Annotated in this window: 19 protein-coding genes, 1 tRNA gene, 1 rRNA gene and 1 riboswitch; of the genes, 15 read left to right on the forward strand and 6 right to left on the reverse strand. The window is 26.1% G+C overall.

Annotated elements, in window-relative coordinates; all coding sequences use genetic code 11:
- Nucleotides 1-35: 35 nt before the first annotated feature.
- A 16S ribosomal RNA gene (locus tag Q7K47_08160) occupies nt 36-1,550 on the reverse strand.
- A gap of 484 nt (nt 1,551-2,034) precedes the next feature.
- Nucleotides 2,035-3,804, reverse strand: coding sequence for a chromosomal replication initiator DnaA (locus tag Q7K47_08165; GenBank protein ID MDP0507173.1), 1,770 nt, complete (start codon nt 3,802-3,804; stop codon nt 2,035-2,037).
- 732 nt (nt 3,805-4,536) lie between these two features.
- Between Q7K47_08165 and rpmH the strand changes: the two genes are divergently transcribed.
- The 7 genes from rpmH (at nt 4,537) to mnmG (ending at nt 9,980) form a co-directional block, all read left to right on the forward strand.
- Complete coding sequence (gene rpmH / locus Q7K47_08170) at nt 4,537-4,677, forward strand: 50S ribosomal protein L34 (protein MDP0507174.1); 141 nt, start codon at nt 4,537-4,539, stop codon at nt 4,675-4,677.
- 46 nt (nt 4,678-4,723) lie between these two features.
- Complete coding sequence (gene rnpA, locus Q7K47_08175; protein ID MDP0507175.1) at nt 4,724-5,065, forward strand: ribonuclease P protein component; 342 nt, start codon at nt 4,724-4,726, stop codon at nt 5,063-5,065.
- Nucleotides 5,066-5,072: 7 nt separating this feature from the next.
- Nucleotides 5,073-5,309, forward strand: coding sequence for a membrane protein insertion efficiency factor YidD (yidD, locus tag Q7K47_08180; GenBank protein MDP0507176.1), 237 nt, complete (start codon nt 5,073-5,075; stop codon nt 5,307-5,309).
- Between the two features lie 3 nt (nt 5,310-5,312).
- The gene (locus tag Q7K47_08185; GenBank protein MDP0507177.1) at nt 5,313-5,918 is read left to right on the forward strand and encodes a YidC/Oxa1 family membrane protein insertase; all 606 of its coding nucleotides are present in this window, start codon (nt 5,313-5,315) and stop codon (nt 5,916-5,918) included.
- Between the two features lie 5 nt (nt 5,919-5,923).
- Nucleotides 5,924-6,649, forward strand: coding sequence for a R3H domain-containing nucleic acid-binding protein (locus Q7K47_08190; GenBank protein ID MDP0507178.1), 726 nt, complete (start codon nt 5,924-5,926; stop codon nt 6,647-6,649).
- Between the two features lie 14 nt (nt 6,650-6,663).
- The gene (gene mnmE / locus Q7K47_08195; protein MDP0507179.1) at nt 6,664-8,034 is read left to right on the forward strand and encodes a tRNA uridine-5-carboxymethylaminomethyl(34) synthesis GTPase MnmE; all 1,371 of its coding nucleotides are present in this window, start codon (nt 6,664-6,666) and stop codon (nt 8,032-8,034) included.
- An 89-nt stretch (nt 8,035-8,123) separates the two neighbouring features.
- Nucleotides 8,124-9,980: a tRNA uridine-5-carboxymethylaminomethyl(34) synthesis enzyme MnmG gene (gene mnmG / locus Q7K47_08200; protein ID MDP0507180.1), complete on the forward strand. Its 1,857-nt coding sequence runs from the start codon at nt 8,124-8,126 to the stop codon at nt 9,978-9,980.
- Between the two features lie 46 nt (nt 9,981-10,026).
- Here mnmG and folP read toward each other — a convergent pair whose 3' ends face one another.
- The 3 genes from folP to folE are packed head-to-tail and all read right to left on the reverse strand — an operon-like array spanning nt 10,027 to nt 12,262.
- Nucleotides 10,027-10,845 (reverse strand): dihydropteroate synthase, encoded by an 819-nt coding sequence (gene folP, locus Q7K47_08205; protein ID MDP0507181.1) that lies wholly within the window; start codon nt 10,843-10,845, stop codon nt 10,027-10,029.
- Nucleotides 10,846-10,862: 17 nt separating this feature from the next.
- Entirely contained in the window at nt 10,863-11,693 is an 831-nt protein-coding gene (folK, locus tag Q7K47_08210; GenBank protein ID MDP0507182.1) for a 2-amino-4-hydroxy-6-hydroxymethyldihydropteridine diphosphokinase, read from the reverse strand.
- A 14-nt stretch (nt 11,694-11,707) separates the two neighbouring features.
- The gene (gene folE, locus Q7K47_08215) at nt 11,708-12,262 is read right to left on the reverse strand and encodes a GTP cyclohydrolase I FolE (protein MDP0507183.1); all 555 of its coding nucleotides are present in this window, start codon (nt 12,260-12,262) and stop codon (nt 11,708-11,710) included.
- A gap of 167 nt (nt 12,263-12,429) precedes the next feature.
- On the opposite strand from folE, the gene mfd reads away from it, so the two are divergent.
- From mfd to Q7K47_08245, 6 genes are all read left to right on the forward strand, one after another.
- Nucleotides 12,430-15,417 carry a transcription-repair coupling factor gene (gene mfd, locus Q7K47_08220; GenBank protein MDP0507184.1) on the forward strand — a complete coding sequence of 996 codons (2,988 nt, stop codon included), beginning with the start codon at nt 12,430-12,432 and terminating at the stop codon, nt 15,415-15,417.
- Complete coding sequence (gene mazG, locus Q7K47_08225; protein ID MDP0507185.1) at nt 15,404-16,159, forward strand: nucleoside triphosphate pyrophosphohydrolase; 756 nt, start codon at nt 15,404-15,406, stop codon at nt 16,157-16,159. Before mfd ends, mazG begins: the two co-directional genes overlap by 14 nt.
- Before the next feature lie 48 nt (nt 16,160-16,207).
- Nucleotides 16,208-16,486, forward strand: a complete 279-nt coding sequence (locus tag Q7K47_08230; protein MDP0507186.1) for a S4 domain-containing protein — start codon at nt 16,208-16,210, stop codon at nt 16,484-16,486.
- Nucleotides 16,487-17,344 carry a 4-(cytidine 5'-diphospho)-2-C-methyl-D-erythritol kinase gene (gene ispE, locus Q7K47_08235; GenBank protein ID MDP0507187.1) on the forward strand — a complete coding sequence of 286 codons (858 nt, stop codon included), beginning with the start codon at nt 16,487-16,489 and terminating at the stop codon, nt 17,342-17,344.
- 36 nt (nt 17,345-17,380) lie between these two features.
- Complete coding sequence (spoVG, locus tag Q7K47_08240) at nt 17,381-17,671, forward strand: septation regulator SpoVG (protein ID MDP0507188.1); 291 nt, start codon at nt 17,381-17,383, stop codon at nt 17,669-17,671.
- Between the two features lie 91 nt (nt 17,672-17,762).
- Nucleotides 17,763-17,837: transfer RNA gene (locus tag Q7K47_08245), tRNA-Gln, on the forward strand.
- Between the two features lie 80 nt (nt 17,838-17,917).
- Here Q7K47_08245 and thiC read toward each other — a convergent pair.
- A complete protein-coding gene (gene thiC, locus Q7K47_08250; protein ID MDP0507189.1) occupies nt 17,918-19,186 on the reverse strand; it encodes a phosphomethylpyrimidine synthase ThiC in 1,269 nt (422 codons plus the stop codon).
- A gap of 115 nt (nt 19,187-19,301) precedes the next feature.
- Nucleotides 19,302-19,400, reverse strand: a riboswitch (TPP riboswitch).
- A 144-nt stretch (nt 19,401-19,544) separates the two neighbouring features.
- On the opposite strand from thiC, the gene Q7K47_08255 reads away from it, so the two are divergent.
- A complete protein-coding gene (locus Q7K47_08255; protein MDP0507190.1) occupies nt 19,545-19,826 on the forward strand; it encodes an HU family DNA-binding protein in 282 nt (93 codons plus the stop codon).
- A 135-nt stretch (nt 19,827-19,961) separates the two neighbouring features.
- Complete coding sequence (locus Q7K47_08260) at nt 19,962-20,462, forward strand: dCMP deaminase family protein (protein ID MDP0507191.1); 501 nt, start codon at nt 19,962-19,964, stop codon at nt 20,460-20,462.
- Nucleotides 20,463-20,675 lie beyond the last annotated feature (213 nt).

The raw sequence follows: 20,675 nt of genomic DNA on the forward strand, positions 1-20,675 counted from the left end.
CAATAGAATAGAGAATTTAACTATTAGCTCCTTAGAAAGGAGGTGATCCATCCGCACGTTCCCGTACGGATACCTTGTTACGACTTCACCCCAATCGCTAACCACACCCTCGGAGCATCCTTCCTTACGGTTAGGCCTGCTACTTCAGGTGCAACCAACTCTCGTGGTGTGACGGGCGGTGTGTACAAGACCCGAGAACGTATTCACCGCAGCATTGCTGATCTGCGATTACTAGTGATTCCAACTTCATGTACTCGAGTTGCAGAGTACAATCCGAACTACGAACAGCTTTCTGAGATTTGCTCCCCCTCGCGGGATGGCTTCTCTCTGTACTGCCCATTGTAGCACGTGTGTAGCCCAGCGTATAAGGGGCATGATGACTTGACGTCATCCCCACCTTCCTCCTGCTCGTCGCAGGCAGTATCGCATGAGTGCCCAACTTAATGATGGCAACATACAATAGGGGTTGCGCTCGTTGCGGGACTTAACCCAACATCTCACGACACGAGCTGACGACAGCCATGCACCACCTGTCTCTAAGTTCTCCCGAAGGAGCACTGAAAAATCTCTTTCTCATTCTTAGGATGTCAAACGCTGGTAAGGTTCCTCGCGTTGCGTCGAATTAAACCACATGCTCCACCACTTGTGCGGGTCCCCGTCAATTCCTTTGAGTTTCATACTTGCGTACGTACTCCCCAGGCGGATTACTTATCGCGTTAGCTTGAGTGCCGAGGTTCGACCCCCGACGCTTAGTAATCATCGTTTACGGCATGGACTACCAGGGTATCTAATCCTGTTTGCTCCCCATGCTTTCGCGCTTCAGTGTCAGTATTCGTCCAGTGAGCTGACTTCTCTATCGGCATTCCTACAAATATCTACGAATTTCACCTCTACACTTGTAGTTCCGCCCACCTCTCCGATACTCTAGTTTGACAGTTTCCAACGCAATACGGAGTTGAGCCCCGCATTTTCACATCAGACTTATCAAACCACCTAGACGCGCTTTACGCCCAATAAATCCGGATAACGCTTGCGACATACGTATTACCGCGGCTGCTGGCACGTATTTAGCCGTCGCTTCTTCTGTTGGTACCGTCATTTCTTTCTTCCCAACTGAAAGCACTTTACAATCCGAAGACCGTCATCGTGCACACAGAATTGCTGGATCAGACTTTTGGTCCATTGTCCAATATTCCCCACTGCTGCCTCCCGTAGGAGTAAGGGCCGTGTCTCAGTCCCCTTGTGGCCGTTCACCCTCTCAGGCCGGCTACCCATCGTCGCCTTTGTGAGCCGTTACCTCACCAACTAGCTAATGGGACGCAAAGCTCTCTTACAGCGCATATAGCTTTCATAATCTTCCCATGCGAGAAAATCATAATATCCGGTATTAGCTATCGTTTCCAATAGTTGTCCCAGACTGTAAGGCAAGTTCTTTACGTGTTACTCACCCGTCCGCCACCTTACTATCACCGAAGTGAATTCAAGTAGACTTGCATGTGTTAAGCATTCTGTCAGCGTTCATCCTGAGCCAGGATCAAACTCTTCATTCAAATTTATCCGTTATTGACTAGGTCAATTTTCTTACCATTTTGTTTCTTTAAACACCATTTAAGGTTTGCTTGCTTATCTTGTTAAACTTCTCTATTCTGTTGTTAATGTCCTTTTATTATTTACTTTATTTTGTCCTCTTGTGGACAAGAAACATGATATCATTTTTTTTGAATTCAGTCAATAGTTTTTTTGGTTTTTTTATATATTTTTTTATTTTTAATAATTCCAATGATTTTTAATATCTAAAATAAAAAAAACTCTACTAAATTTAATTGGATCTTTAATATTTTATGTTGATATTTATAAAAAATACCAAAAACTATTAATTAAAAGATTCTTCTAAACTTTCTTATCTTAGGAAAATATTGTCATTATTCTTTTAGATAATATCTTTCTAAAAAATAAAGATTATTAAGAAAATCACTTTCAGCTATCATCATTTTTATCACTTAATAAATAGAATTTTTATTGTCATTAAGTTTTTTATTTTTTATCTAAGACTTGACCTATATATTTTTTTATTGTATTTAAATATATCATTTTTGAATTATTTTTTAACACAAATAAAAAACTTTCCTCAGTACCTGTGTCTTCTGAACATAATTTTAAAGCCTCTTCTTCTATTTTTAATTTTTCATATTCATCAAATTTATCAAATTCTATTAGTATATCTCTTGGAATTTCAACTTCTTCTTTTAATTCTTTTATAGTATTTGTTAAAGATTTCTTTATTCCTTTTCTTGCTTGTTTTATTTTTTTCTTACTTATCATAACTTTCTCTTTAACATCATTGTTAAATAAAGTTAAATTTTGTTTTTGACCATTATTTGTTTTGTACATATTTTTTAAAACACCGTTTATATATTGAACTAAAGTTGTTTTTATATTTTTATTCAAATTTTTATAAAGTACTTTTAAAATTTCACACGCTAAATTTTCTCCGTCTTCTTTATATATCTTTCTTATTTTTGTATCCGTTCTTTTATCCCAAGCTCTTTGTACATAAATATTTCTTTTAGCTTTATGAATAAAAGATACTAGTTTTTCAGGAAGATCATTATAAGTTTCTATTTGTTTTGATTTATTTTTAACATTTGTTTTTTCGGTTACAATTACCGCTTCTTCTATTATTTCTTTTTTTAATTTTGCTGGTTTTAATTTTACTTTTTTATTTTTTAAAAAACTTGTACTTTTATTTTCTAGAAAACTAGATATATGGCATTCTCCATCTTTTTCATTATTAAAGATATAATTAAGATAATAAGTATTTTCTTTTTTTTCTTCTTCGAAAGAATAATTTTCTATATATCCTAATTTTTTTAATACTTCATAGGCTTTTAATACTCTCTTTAAAACTTGTTTAGCTCTACTTAAAATATATATCTTTTTTTCTCCATTTTTAGAAATTCTTTCTGTTTCTTGCTCCATTCTAAGAGGAATTATTGCAGCTAATGTTCTTAAATTGATTCTTCCATTAATATTTTCATATCTTATTTTACTTATATATTTATATATCCTTCCTGCTATTGGATCTTTATTCATTATTTCCATTAGCGATCTTGAATTATATTTTATATATCTTTTATCCTTTATCTTATTTCTTATATTTTTATTTAATTTAACTCTATAAAATATTTTTTTACCTACTTTAAGCTTTTTATATGTTAATAATTTAAATTCTTCATCTTCAAACTTATATTTTCCAAATTTAGTATGATTAGACACAACAAATTGATACTCTGTACTTTTTAAATTTTTTAAAGCTTGCTCTACTTTAGAGTAATAAACTCTATTCATTTTATTTCCTAAAAAGTTAACAATAAAATCTGCTATTTCAAATTCTATATATTCTTCTTCTTCTACATTGATTTCTTTTTTTGCCTCATATAATGAAATTAAAAAATTATATATTTTTTCTTCGAATAATGAGGGTTGATAAACTTTATCATTTTGATCTTTCGCAACTAGCGTACAAAACATTGTTACACCCAAATCTTCAAAAGAATATTGAAAATTTATTCTTTTATTTTGTTTTTGTGGAGTAAAAAAAGGAAAAACTATCATTTCAATAGGTATATTTATTATATTATCTTTTAGATTTAAAAAATTTCCTGTCCCTTGTATAACAACCTCTTTTATTTCTATTTTAGGCATATTTGATATTTTCATATCCATCTTTCCTATATCTTTATCAAATGATGTTGATGAAGGAACTAATAAATTTTCCGAGATATTACCCTTTTCTTTTTTCACAAAAAAAACCTCCATTTAAAATTAAAAAATATGTATATAATCATTAATAAAAAACTAATGTGTTATTTATTATAATGCTTCTATCCTTTTATTACAAGTTTTTTTTGTTAATTTTATTTTTATATTTAATCTTATTTTAGCTATAAATCAATGAAAAAAAATGTATATAAACGATAACACATAACTACTGTCTATCCTTTCTTAATTTGTATTAACATATCATTAAATATAAATTATAAAAAGATTAAAAAATATATGTTTTCTGTATGTATATAAACAATAATAAAGTTATATTCTTTAACATTCTTTTATTTTCAATAGATTTTTATTATTCATTTTATTTTTTTCTTTCTGTTGTCTTTAAAATCATATTCTTTTTTATGTATATAGACAATAATATTTTTATTATTGTTTTTATTCTTTTATTTTCAAAGTATTATATATTTTATTTTATTTTTTTCTTTGTAATATAAAGTTTTATACTATGTATATAAACAATAATAAAAATAATAGACCTATCTTTTATTTTCAACGAAGAATTAAAAAAAAATTTCTATCTTAGTCTTTACATATTCACATTTCACTTTTTCTACTTAAAACCTTAAGGGGGAAAAATAAATAAATAAAAACTAAGGAAAATAATGAAAAAATAAAGATTAACTCTTGACAAAATTAAATTTTTCTTCTAAAATGGTATACTGTAATATAGAAAATTTTAGGAGGTGAATTTAAATGGCAAATGTACATACATATCAACCAAATAATAGAAAATACAAAAAAGACCATGGTTTTAGAGCAAGAATGAAAACTAAAGGTGGAAGACAAGTATTAAAAAGAAGAAGAGCTAGAGGAAGAAAAAAATTATCAGCATAAACCCGGTGATTTGTAACACCGGGCTTTTTTGAAAATAGGAGAAAACATGGAAACTTTAAAAAAAAGCAAAGAGTTTAAACTAATTTATAATTATGGAAAAAAAAGTTATGGATATTATTCTCTTGTTTTTTTTAAGAAAACAAAAAATAAAAATAATAGAATGGGATTTGTTGTTAGTAAAAAAATAGGAAATGCAGTTTGTAGAAATAGAATAAGACGTCTATTTAGAGAATATTATAGAGAAAATCAAGAAAGAATAAAAAAAGGATATGAAATTATTTTCGTGGGAAAGAAAAATGCAGGAAATGTTTATAAAAATTTAAAGTATCAGGAGATGAAAAAAGATATTGATAAAATTTTTAAAAAATCAAATCTATTTACGTATTAACTTTATATTGAAAAAAATTATTTTAACTTTGATAAAAATATATCAAAAATTAATATCACCAATTTTAGGAAAAAATTGTAGATTTATTCCTACTTGTTCAATTTATACTTATAAGGCTATAGAAATACATGGTGTAATAAAAGGAATTTATTTAGGAATAAAAAGGATTTTAAAATGCCATCCTTTTAATGAAGGTGGTTATGATCCTGTACCTCCTAAAAAAATAAAAAATAAGGAGAAATAAAATATGAGTTTTTTATATGGAATATTTGGAAAAATATTAAATATGTTTTATGGAATGACTGGAAGTTTTGGGTTATCTATTATAATATTAACTGTTTTAATAAAAATAATTTTATTACCAGTTACGTTGAAACAAGATAAATCAATGAAAGAAATGAAGAAATTACAGCCAAAAATTGATGAATTAAAATCAAAATATAAAGGTGATCCTCAATTATTAAATCAAAAAACTATGGAACTTTATAAAGAACATAAAGTTAATCCTGCTGGCGGTTGCTTACCAATGTTAGTTCAACTACCTATATTATGGGCATTATTTGGAGTTTTAAGAAAAGAAGGGGTAGTTCCAGATGAAACATTTTTATGGTTCTCATTGATTACTCCAGATCCATTTTTTATTTTACCAATATTGAATGGAGCAATTTCTTTTGTTCAACAAAAAATTATGGGAACTGCAAATAATCCTCAAATGAAAAAAATGATGTATATGTTTCCACTAATGATGGTATTTATTTCTTATAAAATGCCAGGTGGATTACAATTATATTGGTTAATTTCTAGTTTAAGTGGTGTTGCTCAGCAGTATTTTGTTATGAATAGAGGAGAGTAGATTTTATGGCAGATTTTATAGAAATTAAAGCTATGAATCAAGAAGAAGCTAAACAAAGAGCTATTAGAGTTCTAGATTTAGATGATAATCAGATTTTAAATATTATTGAAAAAAACAAAAGTAAATCTTTTTTTGGATTATTTAATAAAGATGGACTTTATAAAATAGAATATACAACAGAAAAAATAGTTCTAAAGCAAGAGACTACTAATTTGCAAGAATTAAGTGTAAATAAAAAAATAAAAAAACCAAAAACAGAAATAAAAAAATCATTAAAAAAAGATGATAAAGATGAAGAAAAATTAAATAGAATTTTTAAATTATCAAAAGAAATTTTAAATAATATGAATTTAAATTTAAAAGTTGATTTTTTAGAATTTAAAGATAAAGTTTATTATATTAATTTATCTGGTGAAGATCAAGGGATTATAATTGGAAAAAAAGGAAAAACTTTAAATAGTTTTGAGTATCTTTTAAATTCTTTATTAAAGGATTTAAGAGTTAGTGTTGATGTTCAAGGATTTAAGGAAAAAAGAAACAAAACACTTAAAGAATTGGCTAATAAAATGGCATTAAAAGCTATTAAAACTAAAAGAGTGGTTAGATTAAATCCAATGCCACCAAGAGAAAGAAAAATAATTCATGAGATTATTAATCAATATAAAGAATTAGATACTTTTAGTGAAGGAAGAGATCCTAAAAGGTATATTGTAATAAAAAGAAAAAAATAAAAAAGAGGTGAGGTATAATGTTTGATACCATCGCTGCTATTTCTACTCCAAGGGGAGAAGGAGGAATAGGTATAGTAAGGATATCAGGAAATGATTCTTTTACTATATTGGATAAAATTTTTAAATCTAAATCTAAAAAAAAGACTTCAGATTTGAGGACTTATTCCATAAATTATGGGCATATTTATGATGGAAAAAAATTAATAGATGAGGTTTTAGTATCTGTAATGAAATCTCCTACAACTTATACAAAAGAAGATATAGTTGAAATAAACTGTCATGGAGGATATGTTGTTACTCAGAAAATTTTAGAACTAGTATTAGAAAAAGGTGCTAAAATAGCTGAACCAGGAGAGTTTACTAGAAGGGCTTTTTTAAATGGAAGACTAGATTTAACTCAAGCAGAATCAGTAATAGATATTATTCATGGTAAAACAGAGAAAAGTGTTTCTTTATCATTAAATCAATTAAGAGGAGATCTTAAGGAAAAAATTCATAGTTTGAAAAAATTATTATTGGATGTTGCTGCTCATGTTAATGTTGTTCTAGATTATCCAGAAGAAGGAATAGATGATCCTATACCTTTAAATTTAATAGAAAATCTTAATAAAGTTATTAATGAAACTAATGTTCTTATTTCTTCTTATGAAAAAGGAAAAATGATAAAAGAGGGAATAAAAACAGCTATAGTAGGAAAGCCAAATGTAGGAAAATCAAGTCTTTTGAATTCGGTATTAAGAGAAGAAAGAGCTATAGTAACTAGAGTGGCCGGAACAACAAGAGATACAATAGAAGAAATTATTAATATTAAAGGAATTCCTTTAATAATGGTTGATACTGCTGGAATTAGAGATACTGAAGATGAAGTAGAAAATATAGGGGTTCAAAAATCAAAAACTTTGATAAAAGAATCTGATTTAGTTTTATTTGTACTAGATTCTTCAAAAGTATTATCAAAAGAAGATATGGAAATATATCAAACTATAGAAAATAAAAAAGTTATAGGTATATTAAACAAGATAGACCAAAATAAAAAAATAGATATATCAAAATTATCAAGAATAAAAGAATGGATAGAAATATCAGCTTTAGAAAAAATAGGAATAGAAAACCTAGAAGATAAAATCTATAATTATGTTATATCTGGTGAAATAGAAGATAGTTCAGAGAAATTAACGATAACTAATATAAGACATAAATCAGCTTTAGAAAAAACTAAACAATCTATTGAAAATATTTTTGAAACAATAGATATGGGATATCCAATGGATTTAATAGCGGTTGATTTAAATGATGCAATAGATTCATTATCTGAAGTTACTGGAGAAATTTCAACTGAAGATTTATTAGATCATGTTTTTAGTAATTTTTGTGTAGGTAAATAAATTTGTAAGGTTAACTTAAAGTTAACCTTATTTTCTTTTATAGTATTCGATATTATGTATATAGTCAATAATAAAATTAAGGAGAAAAAATGGATTTTAAATATGATGTTATAGTAGTCGGTGGAGGACACGGAGGAGTAGAAGCCGCCTTAGCTTCGGCAAGATTAAATAAAAAAACATTATTAATAACTTTATCATTGGACACAATAGCAATGATGTCTTGTAATCCATCAATAGGTGGTCCAGGAAAAAGCAATTTAGTGGCAGAATTAGATATATTAGGTGGACAAATGGGAGTTCATACAGATAATTATAATTTACAATTAAAAGATTTGAATACTAGTAAGGGTCCTGCAGCTCGTATAACAAGAGGACAAGCTGATAAATATTATTATAGAGTAAAAATGAAAGAAATAATAGAAAATACTCCTAATTTAGAAACATTACAAGAATGCGTAGAAGAATTAATTATTAAAGAAAATGAAGTACAAGGAATAGTTACTTCTTTAGGATTTAGGTGTTATGCTAAAAGTGTAGTATTAGCAACTGGAACATTTTTAAAAGGGAAAATAGTTATTGGAGATATAGAATATAAAGGTGGAAGACATGGAGAATTATCTGCTGATAAATTATCAGATAGTTTAAAAATAAACGGGATACATATAGAGAGATATCAGACTGCAACACCACCAAGAATAGATAAAAGAACAGTTGATTTTTCAAAATTAAAAGAATTAACAGGAGAAAAAAATCCAAGATATTTTTCAATATTTACTAATAAAAAAGAAAATAATATTGTTCCTACTTGGTTGACTCATACAACTGAAAAAACAATAGATGTGGTAAAAAATTTATTAAAATACTCACCTATTGTATCAGGGATAATAGAAACTCATGGACCGAGGCATTGTCCATCTTTAGATAGAAAAGTTTTAAATTTTCCTGAAAAAACAAATCATCAGATATTTTTAGAATTAGAATCAAATGAATCGAATGAATTATATGTTAATGGTTTAACAACAGCTATGCCACCTTTTGCTCAAGATAAAATGTTAGCAAGTATAGAAGGTTTAGAAAATGCAAAAATAATGAGATATGGATATGCTGTAGAGTATGATTATATACCAGCTTATCAAATGTATCCTAGTTTAGAAAGTAAAATAATAAAAGGATTATTTACAGCAGGTCAATTAAATGGAACTTCGGGCTATGAAGAGGCTGCTGCTCAAGGTTTTATAGCGGGGGTTAATGCGGCTAAAAGAATAGATAATAAACCTCCTGTAATAATAGATAGAAGTGAAGGATATATAGGTGTATTAATTGATGATATAATTCATAAAAAAACACCAGAGCCTTATAGAGCATTACCTTCTAGGTCAGAATACAGATTAACTCTAAGATTTGACAATGGTTTTATGCGATTGTTAGATAAAACTGAGGAAATAGGTATTATTACTAAAGATAAAATAGATTATTTAAAAAAATGTAAAAAGAATGTTCTGAATGAAGTTGAAAAATTAAAGGAAATAAAAATTTCAAAGCAAAAAGCTAATGAAATTCTTGAAAAATATAATTCAGAAAGAAGAATAACAAAAGGAACGAAAGCTAATGAAATATTAAAATTTAAAGAAATTAGTTATAGTAATTTATCTAAAGAATTAGATATAGATATATCAAAATATCCAGATTTTGTACTTAATCAAATTGAAACTATATCAAAGTATGATATTTTTATAAAAAGAGAAAATGAGCAAATAAAGAAATTTAAAAAATTAGAAGGAATATCGATTCCTAAAAATTTTAAATTTTCAGAAATAAAAGGAATATCAAATATAGCTAAATCAGGATTAGAGGATGTAAAACCTTTATCAATAGGTGAGGCAAGTAGAATTAGTGGAGTAACAGGAAATGATATAGCTATTTTATTAGGAAATATAAAAAAATAAAAAGAAGTTTTTACAAAACTTCTTTTTATTTTTATCTATATACATATTATCTTCTTATTATTGAATCAGTTATTAAAAGAGCGTCCTTGTGTTCCTTAATATCGTGAACTCTTACAATTTGAATTCCTTTTTGAACTCCAATAACTGATGTAGCTATCGTTCCCCAAACTCTGTCTTTTGGATTTGTTTTGTTTGTTATATTTCCAATAAAACCTTTTCTAGATGTTCCTAAAAGTAAAGGACCAAGATCTTTTAATTCTTCTAATCTAGATAATACTTCTATATTTTGATCAAAAGTTTTTCCAAATCCTATTCCAGGATCAAGAATAATTTTATCTAATTCTATATTATGATTTTTAGCAATTTCAAAAGTTTTTTTAAAAAATTTTTTTATAGAAGTAATTATATCATCTTTATATTCTTTTTCATTTTGGTTATGCATAGCTATTAAAATAACTCCACTCTCTCCTACAACTTTAGCCATTTCTCCATCGTCATATTGTAGTCCCCAAATATCATTGATTATATGAGCTCCATTTTTAATAGCCTCTTTAGCAACTTCCCAATGATAGGTATCTATTGAAATTAAAATATTAAGCTCAGAGGATATTTTTTTAACAATAGGGATTATTCTATTAATTTCAGTATCAATAGGAATATCCTTATGACCAGGTCTTGTAGACATTCCTCCTATATCAATAATGTCAACACCATCCTTAATCATTTCTTTAGCTTTTTCAAAAGCTTTATTAAGATCAACATAATCTCCACCATCTGAAAAAGAATCAGGTGTAACATTTAAAATTCCCATAATTAGAGTTTTTTTATTTAACTGAAGTGTTTTATTTTTATATTTAATATTCATGAAATCTCCTTTTTTTATTATTGATTATATACATTTTTTTCTAACATATTTTTTAAAAAAGAAATGGTCTTTTTTTCAATAGGATGAATTATATTAGGAGCAATTTCCAGTAATGGTTTTAAAACAAACATTCTATCACATGTATAAGGATGAGGAATTGCTAGATTATCATCTTGCAGAATCAAATCATCAAATAATATGATATCAATATCTATTATTCTAGGTCCCCATTTGATAGTTCTTTTTCTTCCTAATTGTTTTTCAATATTTAATAAATTATTTAATAACTCATGGGGAGAAAAAAGAGTTTTAATTTCAATACAAGTATTAAAAAAATTATCTTGTTCTTTTAAGCCGTATGGTTCAGTTTCTATAAAAGAACTTATCTTGGTAACAATTGTGTTAGGAAGAGTTTTAATAAGCTTAATAGCTTCCGAAAGGTTATCTTGTTTTTTTCCTATGTTAGAGCCAAGAGATAAATAACTTTTATGCCACTTTCTATTAATTTCAACTCCAACAAAATCAAAATGTTTTTTAATAGGTGCCCATGGTTTTTTTATATTAACATTAACTTCGTTAACTAATTTATAATTTAATAAAATCATGTTAGCAATTTTTTCGGCACATGTTTCTATTAAATCAAAAGAATTATTTAAAAACAATTCTTCAATATCATTTGCAACCATCCCATAATGAGTGGAATATTTCAAATCATCATTTTTACCAGCAATACTAGTATCAGTTTTCATTTCAACTGAAATTAAAAATTTTTGTCCTAATTTTTTTTCTTCTTTAAAAACTCCATGATTACCAATAAGTTCTAAATTTTTTATTATTATTTTGTCCATAATTTCTCCTAATTTTAATTTTTTAAAAGATTAGTTATTTCTAATCTTTTAAGGTTATCTTTTTCAAAAAGTCCTCTAGTTCCTATAGTTATTATTTTAGATCCTGGTTTTTTAACGCCACGCATAGTCATACATAAATGTTCTGCTTCAATTAAAATATAGACTCCTTTACAATCTAAACCTTTAAAAATAGTTTCAGCAATATTTTCAGATAATCTTTCTTGTAATTGCGGTCTTTTAGAAAAAGCTTCAATGACTTTAATAATTTCTCCAAATCCGATTATTTTTTTATTTGGAATATAGGCAATAGATATTTTTCCAAAGAAAGGAAGTAAATGATGTTCGCACATAGAATAAAAAGAAATATTTTTTTCTATAACAAGATCATTATTATCTGTAGGAATATAATTTTCTAAAAATTGATAAGGATCAATCTTCAGGCCTGAAAAGAATTCATTATAAAAAGCCTCCATTCTAGAAGGGGTATTTTTCAAAACTTCTTCATTTATATATTTTTTTTCTTTATCAATTTCTGATAAAATATTTTCAAATGCTAATTTAATTTTCATAAACATTACTCTCCATTAATCTATAATATAATTAACATATTATACACTAAATATAAAAATATAAAAAGAAATTATAAAATATTATTGACAGTATACAAATAAAACATTAGATTATGATATATGTTATAATCTAATAAATTAATATTAAATAATTGAGGTGAATAAAATTGTTTGAAGAATTAGAAATAAAAGATTTATATAGAGGTTCAGTTCCATTTTTTTTATCTAAATTAAATGGAAAAATAATTTATTTATGTTCTTCCAATAAGAATATAGATGATTATTATGATACTATTGTAGATTTTTATAAAGGTAAAATATTAAAATTAGAAGATATTGAAAATGAAGATGATGGTTACAAGAAAAAATATAGATTTTTAGATGTTGTAAATAACGAGAAAAATTACATAATACTAATGTCATTAAATTTTTTATTATCTGATTTTTTTTTAGAACAAAAATTAATTTCTTTAAAAGTAGGGCAAAAAATAAATTTTAATTTTTTAGAATCAAAATTAATAGAAAGTGGTTATAAAAAAAATTATTTAATTGAAAAGTCAGGTGAGTATTCCAAGAGAGGAGATATATTAGATATTTTTTCTTTAAGCAAAAGTGATCCTATAAGAATTGAATGTTTTGGTGAAGAAATAGATAGATTGACTTATTTTGATATAAATACTCAAAAAAGTATTTCAAATATTAAGTTTATAGATATGTATATAGATAAAAATAAAGAAAAAAAATATAATTTTTTTCAAATTTTAAATAAAAAAAATCAAAATAGTATAAAATTTTATTTAGAAAATTTAGAAGTATTAAACTACAAATTAGAAAATTCTATTTTAAAAAATAGAATGGAAGAAAATAAATATAGGGAAATATATTCAAAAATTTTAGAAAATTTTCAACAAATAACAACTAAAAGACTAGATATAGACGATATAAATGAATATAATAATCTAGAAAAAATAAAAGATTTTAGTAAAAATAAAAAAATTATAATATTATCAAAAGAGAAAAGTAGATATAATAAAAAATTTAAAGGATATAAAAATATAGAAATAAAAAATTATCCACATTTTGAAGGCTTCTATTATAAAAATAAATTGGTATTAACAGATAGAGAGATAAAAGGAATTAAAGTAAAAAAAGAAAAAAGATTAAGAAATTCTATAAAATATAATAATATTAATCAAATTAGAGCAAATGATTTTATTATCCATGAAAATTATGGTGTGGGAAAATATTTAGGTATAGAAATAATAGATGGAAAAGATTATTTAATGATTCAGTATGCTGGGGAAGATAAATTATTTGTACCCATTGAAAATTTAAATAAAATAGAAAAATATATATCTGAATTAGGAAAAACTCCTGAAATTTATAACTTAGGAAGAAAAGGTTTTAAAAGAAGAAAAAGAAAATTAGAAGAAGAAATAAAAAAATTTGCTAAAGAAATAATAAAAATTCAAGCAAAAAGAAAAGCAGCTATAGGCTATTCTTTTTCAAAAGATACTATTTGGCAAGAAGAATTTGAAGAATTGTTTCCATATACAGAAACTAAAGATCAACTAGAGGCAATTAATATGGTAAAGAAAGATATGGAATCTTCATTGGTTATGGATAGAATAGTTTGTGGGGATGTTGGTTTTGGAAAAACAGAAGTTGCAATGAGAGCAACTTTTAAGTGTGTTGCAGATAATAAACAAGTTTTAATATTAACTCCTACTACAGTTTTAGCAGAGCAACATTACGAAAGATTTAAGGAGAGATTTTATAATTATCCAATTAATATTTCCTTAATGAGCAGAGGTAAAAATAAAAAAGAACAATCTGAAGTATTAAAAAAAATATACATAAAAGGCATTGATGTAATAATAGGGACTCATAGATTACTATCAAAGGATGTAAAGTTTAATGATTTAGGTTTAATAATTATAGATGAAGAACAAAAATTTGGAGTTAAAGCGAAGGAAAGATTAAAAGAGTTTAAAGAAAATGTTGATATACTAACATTAACAGCAACTCCAATTCCTAGAACTTTAAATTTATCACTTTTAGGAATAAGAGATATATCTGTAATAAAAACTCCACCTAAAAACAGAAAACCTATAATAAATATGTTTATAGACAAAAATAAAAAAAATATAAGGGAAATCATATTGAAAGAAATTTCCAGGGAAGGACAAATTTTTTATGTATATAATTCAGTGGAAAAAATGAGGTATAAATTTAGTGAATTAAAGGAGATACTTCCTAAATTTATAAAGATAAAATATCTTCATGGTCAAATGCTTGCAGAGGAAATAAAAAATATTATACATAATTTTGAAAATGGGGAGATAGATATATTGTTAACAACAACTATTATTGAAAATGGTATTGATATAGAAAATGCAAATACAATAATTATAGAAGGAATAGAAAAATTAGGACTATCACAAATATATCAATTAAGAGGAAGAGTTGGAAGAGGTGGAAGGCAAGCTTATTGTTATTTGATTAATGATAAAGAAAAGAAATATACTAGGAAAACGATTTTAAGAAAAGAAAGTATTGAAAAAATAAGCGGTGTAGGAGGGGGTTTTGAACTTTCTTTAGAAGATATGAACATAAGAGGAGCAGGAGAAATTTTAGGGGAAAAACAACATGGAGCTATTGAAAGTTTTGGATTTAATTTATATTTAAAATTATTAAATGAAGAAATTCTTAAATTAAAAGAAAACTATAAAGAAGAATATGATATTATCTTAAATATAACTCAAAAAGGATTTATACCTGATTATTATATAAAAGATTATGAAAAAATAAATATATATAAGCGAATTAGTGAAATAAATTCTTTGAAAGAAAGTGAAGAAGTTTTAAAGGAAATAAGAGATCGATTTGGAAGATTACCAGATTCTGTTATAAAATTATTTGAAAATATAAACATAAAACTTAAAGCTAAAGAATTAGGCATAAAAGAAATAAAAGAAAAAGAAAAAAATGTTTATATAATTAAGTTTGATAATTCTAGAATTAATTTTCAGAAAATTTTATTTATGATAAGTAAAAATAAATGTGAATTAAATAATAACGAGTCTATAAAATTTTCAAAAAATATTAAAGAATTTTTTAAAGAATATGAGGAGGTAAAACTTGAAGGAATTTGATGAATTAATAGAAATCATGGATGTTTTAAGAGGAAATAAAGGATGCCCTTGGGATCAAAAACAAACAAGAGAAAGTTTAAAGAGTGATTTTTTAGAAGAAGTTTATGAAGTTTTGGAAGCTATAGATATAGGGGGAGATGAATTAAAAAGTGAGTTAGGTGATCTTTTATTACATATTGTTTTTCAAGCTAAAATTTCGGATGAAAAAAAAGAATTTAACATAAAAAATGTAGTTGAGGGAATAAATAAAAAGCTAATTAGAAGACATCCTCATGTATTTAAAAAAGAACAAATTATTAGTGAGGAAGAAGTTATAAAGAATTGGGAAGAAATAAAAAGTGAAGAAAAAGAAATAAAAAAAAGAAAATACATTTTAGATGGTATTCCTAAAGAACTTCCACCATTATTGAGAGCTCAAAAAATTCAGGAAAAAGTTAGTGCATATGGTTTTGATTGGAAAAATAAAGAAGAAGTGTTTATTAAGGTAGAGGAAGAATTAAATGAAATAAAGCAAGCAGCAAAGAATGAAGATATGAATAATTTAGAGGAAGAAATTGGAGATTTATTATTTTCAGTTACTAATTATGCTAGGCATTATAAAATAAATATAGATACAGCCATGAGAAAAGCAAATAAAAAATTTCAAGGAAGATTTAACTATATAGAAGATAATTATAACATAAAAGAATTGGATTTAAATAAGATGGAAAAATTATGGAAAGAATCAAAAAAAATAAAATAGATATTGACTTATTACAAAAATAAGGTATACATAATATAAGGAGATGAAATGAGATTAGATAAATTTTTAAAAACTAGTAGAATTATAAAGAGAAGACCGGTAGCTAAAATGGTTGTTGATAGTGGAAAAGCTATAATAAATGGAAAAGTAGCTAAATCAGGAACACAAGTAAAAGAAAATGATATTTTAGAAATAGAATATTATGATAAGTTTTTTAAATTTAAAATCTTAGAAGTTCCTTCAGGAAATGTAACGAAGGATAAAAGTGGAGATTTAGTTAAAGTTTTAGAGGTAAAAGATTTGAAAATAGAAAATGAGGAAAATTAAATGAGAAAATCTATTTATAGCAATGCAAAAATAAATATAGGATTAAATATTTTAGCAAAAAAATTTAATGGGTATCATAAATTAGACATGTTGATGGTCCCAATTTCTCTTGCAGATAAATTAGAAATAAATTTTAAAAATATAAAGGGAAATTTGAAGATAAATTGTGATAATAAGAATATTCCTACGGATGAAAAAAATATAATTTATAAAATATATAATAAATTTTATGAAGTAACACAATTAGAAAAAGAAGAAGTGGAAATTTATTTGTATAAAAGAATTCCTAGTCAAGCAGGATTAGGAGGAGGAAGTTCAAATGGAGCTTTTTTCTTAAAGGAATTAAATAAATATTATAAGAATATTTTATCTGAGCAAAATATGATAGATATTTCAAAAGAAATAGGTGCAGATATTCCATTTTTTATTAAAAATTTGCCTTGTCGAGTTGAAGGAATTGGAGAAAAATTAACAGAGATAAAAAATAACCTTGAATATAAAATATTATTAATTAAACCTGATTTTGGAATTTCAACTAAAAGAGCTTATTATTTATCGGATAAATTAACGGATAAAAAAGAAGCCAATATTGAAATTTTAATAAAATCATTAAAAGATAATAATCTTATAAATCTAAATCTAAATAATAAAAATATATTGGAACAATCATTATTAACAGAAGATGAAAACATTATAAACTTTAGAAAAAAATTAGATATGCTAAAAAATTATAATTTTTTTATGTCTGGTAGTGGTAGTTGTTATTATTCTTTGCTTCCAAAGGAAGAAAGTATATGTATTGAAGAACTAAAAAAGAAAGTAGGAGATTGTGATATATATATATGCAATTTTTTATAATAGTTAATATTACATAAAAAAGGATGGTGCATTGAAATGAAAATTACAGATGTAAGATTAAGAATAGTTAAGGGAGAAAGTGATGCTAAATTAAAAGCTTATGCTGATTTAACATTTGATGAAAGTTTTGTTATTCATGGATTGAAAATTATTGATGGTCAGAAAGGAATGTTTGTGGCAATGCCTTCGAGAAAAATGCCAGATGGTGAGTATAAGGATGTAGCTCATCCTATAACTTTAGATTTAAGAAAAGAAATAACAGATTCTGTTATAGAAAAATATAAGGAAGTTAAAGAGTCAGAAGTTAATCAAGAAGTAGTAGAATAAAATAAAAAAAAGGTGCTTAAATTTTTTAAGTATCTTTTTTTTAAAATAGATTGACAAAAAAAAATAATTATGCTATCATAACTATTGTTGTTGGGATGTCGCCAAGCGGTAAGGCAACGGACTTTGACTCCGTTATGCGTTGGTTCGAATCCAGCCATCCCAGCCATATATAGCTAATAACAATCACTGTAATTATAGTGATTTTTTATTTGAAGAGGCGATAATATATATTATCGCCTCTTTTGATTAAATGATATCATTACATCTTTTCATAGGACATAAATCGCCACACATTGTACAAACTTCTTCTTCTAATGGTTGTGAAGATTTTCTATATTCTTTTGCTTTTTCCTTATCTATACAATTATTAAACATTCCTTTCCAATCTAATTTTCCTCTAAATTCTCCCATTTTATAATCCCATTCAACTGCATTTGGAATTCCTTTAGAAATATCGGCAGCATGACCTGCTATTTTAGATGCCATAATACCTTCTTTCATATCATTTAGATCAGGAAGTCTTAAATGTTCAGCAGGAGTAACATAACATAAAAAATCAGCACCATTAAGAGCGGCAATAGCTCCTCCAATAGCTGCAGTAATGTGATCATAACCTGGAGCTATATCAGTAACAATAGGTCCTAAAACATAAAAAGGAGCTTCGTAACATAATTTTTTTTCTAATTGCATATTAGTTGCAATTTCATGCATAGGAATATGTCCTGGTCCTTCAATAATTACTTGAACATTTTTGTTCCAAGCTCTTTTAGTAAGTTCACCAAGAATTATTAATTCTTGAATTTGTGGTGCATCTGTGGAGTCATAGATAGAACCAGGTCTAAGACCATCTCCTAAACTTAAAGTCACATCATATTTATAGCAAATTTCTAATAATCTATCAAAGTATTCATAAAAAGGATTTTCTTTATTATTTTGTATCATCCATTGAAACAGAATAGATCCTCCTCTACTAACAATCTTAGTCATTCTTTTTTTATTTTTTAATCTATCTATACAACTTCGATTAAGACCAGCGTGAACAGTTATAAAGTCAATACCGTTTTTACAATGTTCTTCAACAACATTGAAAAGTTCATCAACTGTCATATCTTTAATGTTTTTACCTAATTTAGCAACAGCATCATACATTGGAACAGTTCCAATCATAGTTTTACAATTGTTAATTAAAGTTTTTCTAAATTTTTTGGTATCTCCAAAAGTACTTAAATCCATTATAGCATCAGCTCCAAATTCAATAGCTTTTTGAGCTTTCTCTAATTCTTTTTCGTAATTACAACAATCTTCAGAAACTCCTAAATTAACATTGACTTTTGTTTTAGTATTTTTACCAACAGCTCTAGGGTAAATATTTTTATGGTTAATATTACAAGGAATAACTATTTTTCCTTCGGCTATTAATTTGATAAGAGTTTCTTTTTTCATATTTTCATCTTTCGAAACAATTTGCATCTCTTTTGTAAAAATTCCATTTTTTGCAGCTTCCATTTGAGTCATATTAACATCTCCTTTTTAAATAAAAAAAATGCTCTGTACAGAGTACAGAGCATGATTAGCAAATATTTATAAATATGTTTATAATAAAAAAATACAAGTATAAACAAAAATAAACAAAAAATATAATCAGCTTCCCTACGCTAGTACTATCTAGATCAGGTTATAAGGGTCAAGAGCGAATCTTTTTTCAGCCGAGGCTCCCCTAGCAATTCTATTGGTATTATATACTTTAAAAAAAATTAAGTCAAATCTATTTAATATAAAAATATAGAAAAAATCACTTTACAAAATAAAATTTATAAGCTATAACTACATAGTAGAAGCAAACATACTGAGAAACATTCAAGGAGGATAACTTATGACAAAAAAAGAATTTGTGGATGACATCGCTATAAGAGGAGAGATTACGAAGAAGGAAGCAGAAAATTTAGTTAATCTTTTTTTAGAAACTGTATCAGATAATTTAGAAAGAGGAAATTCAGTAGGTTTTGTTGGTTGGGGAAAATGGGAAGTAATGAAAAGAGCAGCAAGAGAGGTAAGAAATCCTCAAACTGGAAATAAAATGAAAATAAAAGCTAAAAAAGTTGTTAAGTTTAGAGTTGGAAAAGTTTTAGAAGAAAAAATAGCTAAATCAAAATAAAAAAAAAAGACTGTATTGTGATGTGGTTTATTCAACGCAAAATAACATCTAAAACAGTCTTTTTTTTAAAATCTTTGAAATTTGTAAGAAATAAGGTTATTATTTAAATCTAAGAAAATTATTTAGGAGGAAAAAGTGAAAAGGAAAGATTATATAAGCTGGGATCAATATTTTATGGGGATTGCGTTATTATCAGCTAAAAGAAGTAAGGATCCAAGCACACAAGTTGGAGCTTGTATAGTAAATAGTGATAATAAAATAGTGGGGGTGGGTTATAATGGTTTACCTAGAGGATGTAGTGACGATGAATTTTCATGGGAAAGAAACGGAGAATATTTAAATACAAAATATCCTTTTGTTTGTCATGCGGAATTAAATGCAATTTTAAATAGTATAAAAAATTTGAAAGATTGTACTATTTACGTTGGATTATTTCCATGTAATGAGTGTAGTAAAAGTATAATTCAGAGTGGAATAAAAGAGATTGTATTTTTATCTGAAAAATATAAAGATACTCCATCAGATATTGCTTCAAAAAAAATGTTAGATATGGCCGGAGTAAAATATAGAAAATTAGAAATAAAGAAAAAAGAAATAATATTATCTTTTAATGAAGAGGAATGTGAAAGTCTTTAAAACAAAAGGATCTTAAAAATTTTTAAAAAAAGCTAAAAAATAAAAGTAAAAAAATGTTGACATAAGTTGTGGAAAGTGGTATTATACTTCTTGTCCGCAAGAGAAGCGAACGAAGGACATTAACAACAGAATAGAGAAGTTTAACAAGATAAGCAAGCAAACCTTAAATGGTGTTTAAAGAAACAAAATGGTAAGAAAATTGACCTAGTCAAT

Origin of the sequence: Fusobacterium sp. JB019 (assembly GCA_030673965.1) — a bacterium.
Taxonomy (GTDB): domain Bacteria; phylum Fusobacteriota; class Fusobacteriia; order Fusobacteriales; family Fusobacteriaceae; genus Fusobacterium_B.

What these genes read in the sequence shown, in the direction of transcription:
- rpmH (MDP0507174.1), top strand. Translation starts at nt 4,537, where the DNA reads ATGGCAAATGTACATACATATCAACCAAATAATAGAAAATACAAAAAA.
- rnpA (MDP0507175.1), top strand. Translation starts at nt 4,724, where the DNA reads ATGGAAACTTTAAAAAAAAGCAAAGAGTTTAAACTAATTTATAATTAT.
- Q7K47_08185 (MDP0507177.1), top strand. Translation starts at nt 5,313, where the DNA reads ATGAGTTTTTTATATGGAATATTTGGAAAAATATTAAATATGTTTTAT.
- Q7K47_08190 (MDP0507178.1), top strand. Translation starts at nt 5,924, where the DNA reads ATGGCAGATTTTATAGAAATTAAAGCTATGAATCAAGAAGAAGCTAAA.
- mnmG (MDP0507180.1), top strand. Translation starts at nt 8,124, where the DNA reads ATGGATTTTAAATATGATGTTATAGTAGTCGGTGGAGGACACGGAGGA.
- folP (MDP0507181.1), bottom strand. Translation starts at nt 10,845, where the DNA reads ATGAATATTAAATATAAAAATAAAACACTTCAGTTAAATAAAAAAACT.
- folK (MDP0507182.1), bottom strand. Translation starts at nt 11,693, where the DNA reads ATGGACAAAATAATAATAAAAAATTTAGAACTTATTGGTAATCATGGA.
- folE (MDP0507183.1), bottom strand. Translation starts at nt 12,262, where the DNA reads ATGAAAATTAAATTAGCATTTGAAAATATTTTATCAGAAATTGATAAA.
- Q7K47_08230 (MDP0507186.1), top strand. Translation starts at nt 16,208, where the DNA reads ATGAGATTAGATAAATTTTTAAAAACTAGTAGAATTATAAAGAGAAGA.
- ispE (MDP0507187.1), top strand. Translation starts at nt 16,487, where the DNA reads ATGAGAAAATCTATTTATAGCAATGCAAAAATAAATATAGGATTAAAT.
- spoVG (MDP0507188.1), top strand. Translation starts at nt 17,381, where the DNA reads ATGAAAATTACAGATGTAAGATTAAGAATAGTTAAGGGAGAAAGTGAT.
- thiC (MDP0507189.1), bottom strand. Translation starts at nt 19,186, where the DNA reads ATGACTCAAATGGAAGCTGCAAAAAATGGAATTTTTACAAAAGAGATG.
- Q7K47_08255 (MDP0507190.1), top strand. Translation starts at nt 19,545, where the DNA reads ATGACAAAAAAAGAATTTGTGGATGACATCGCTATAAGAGGAGAGATT.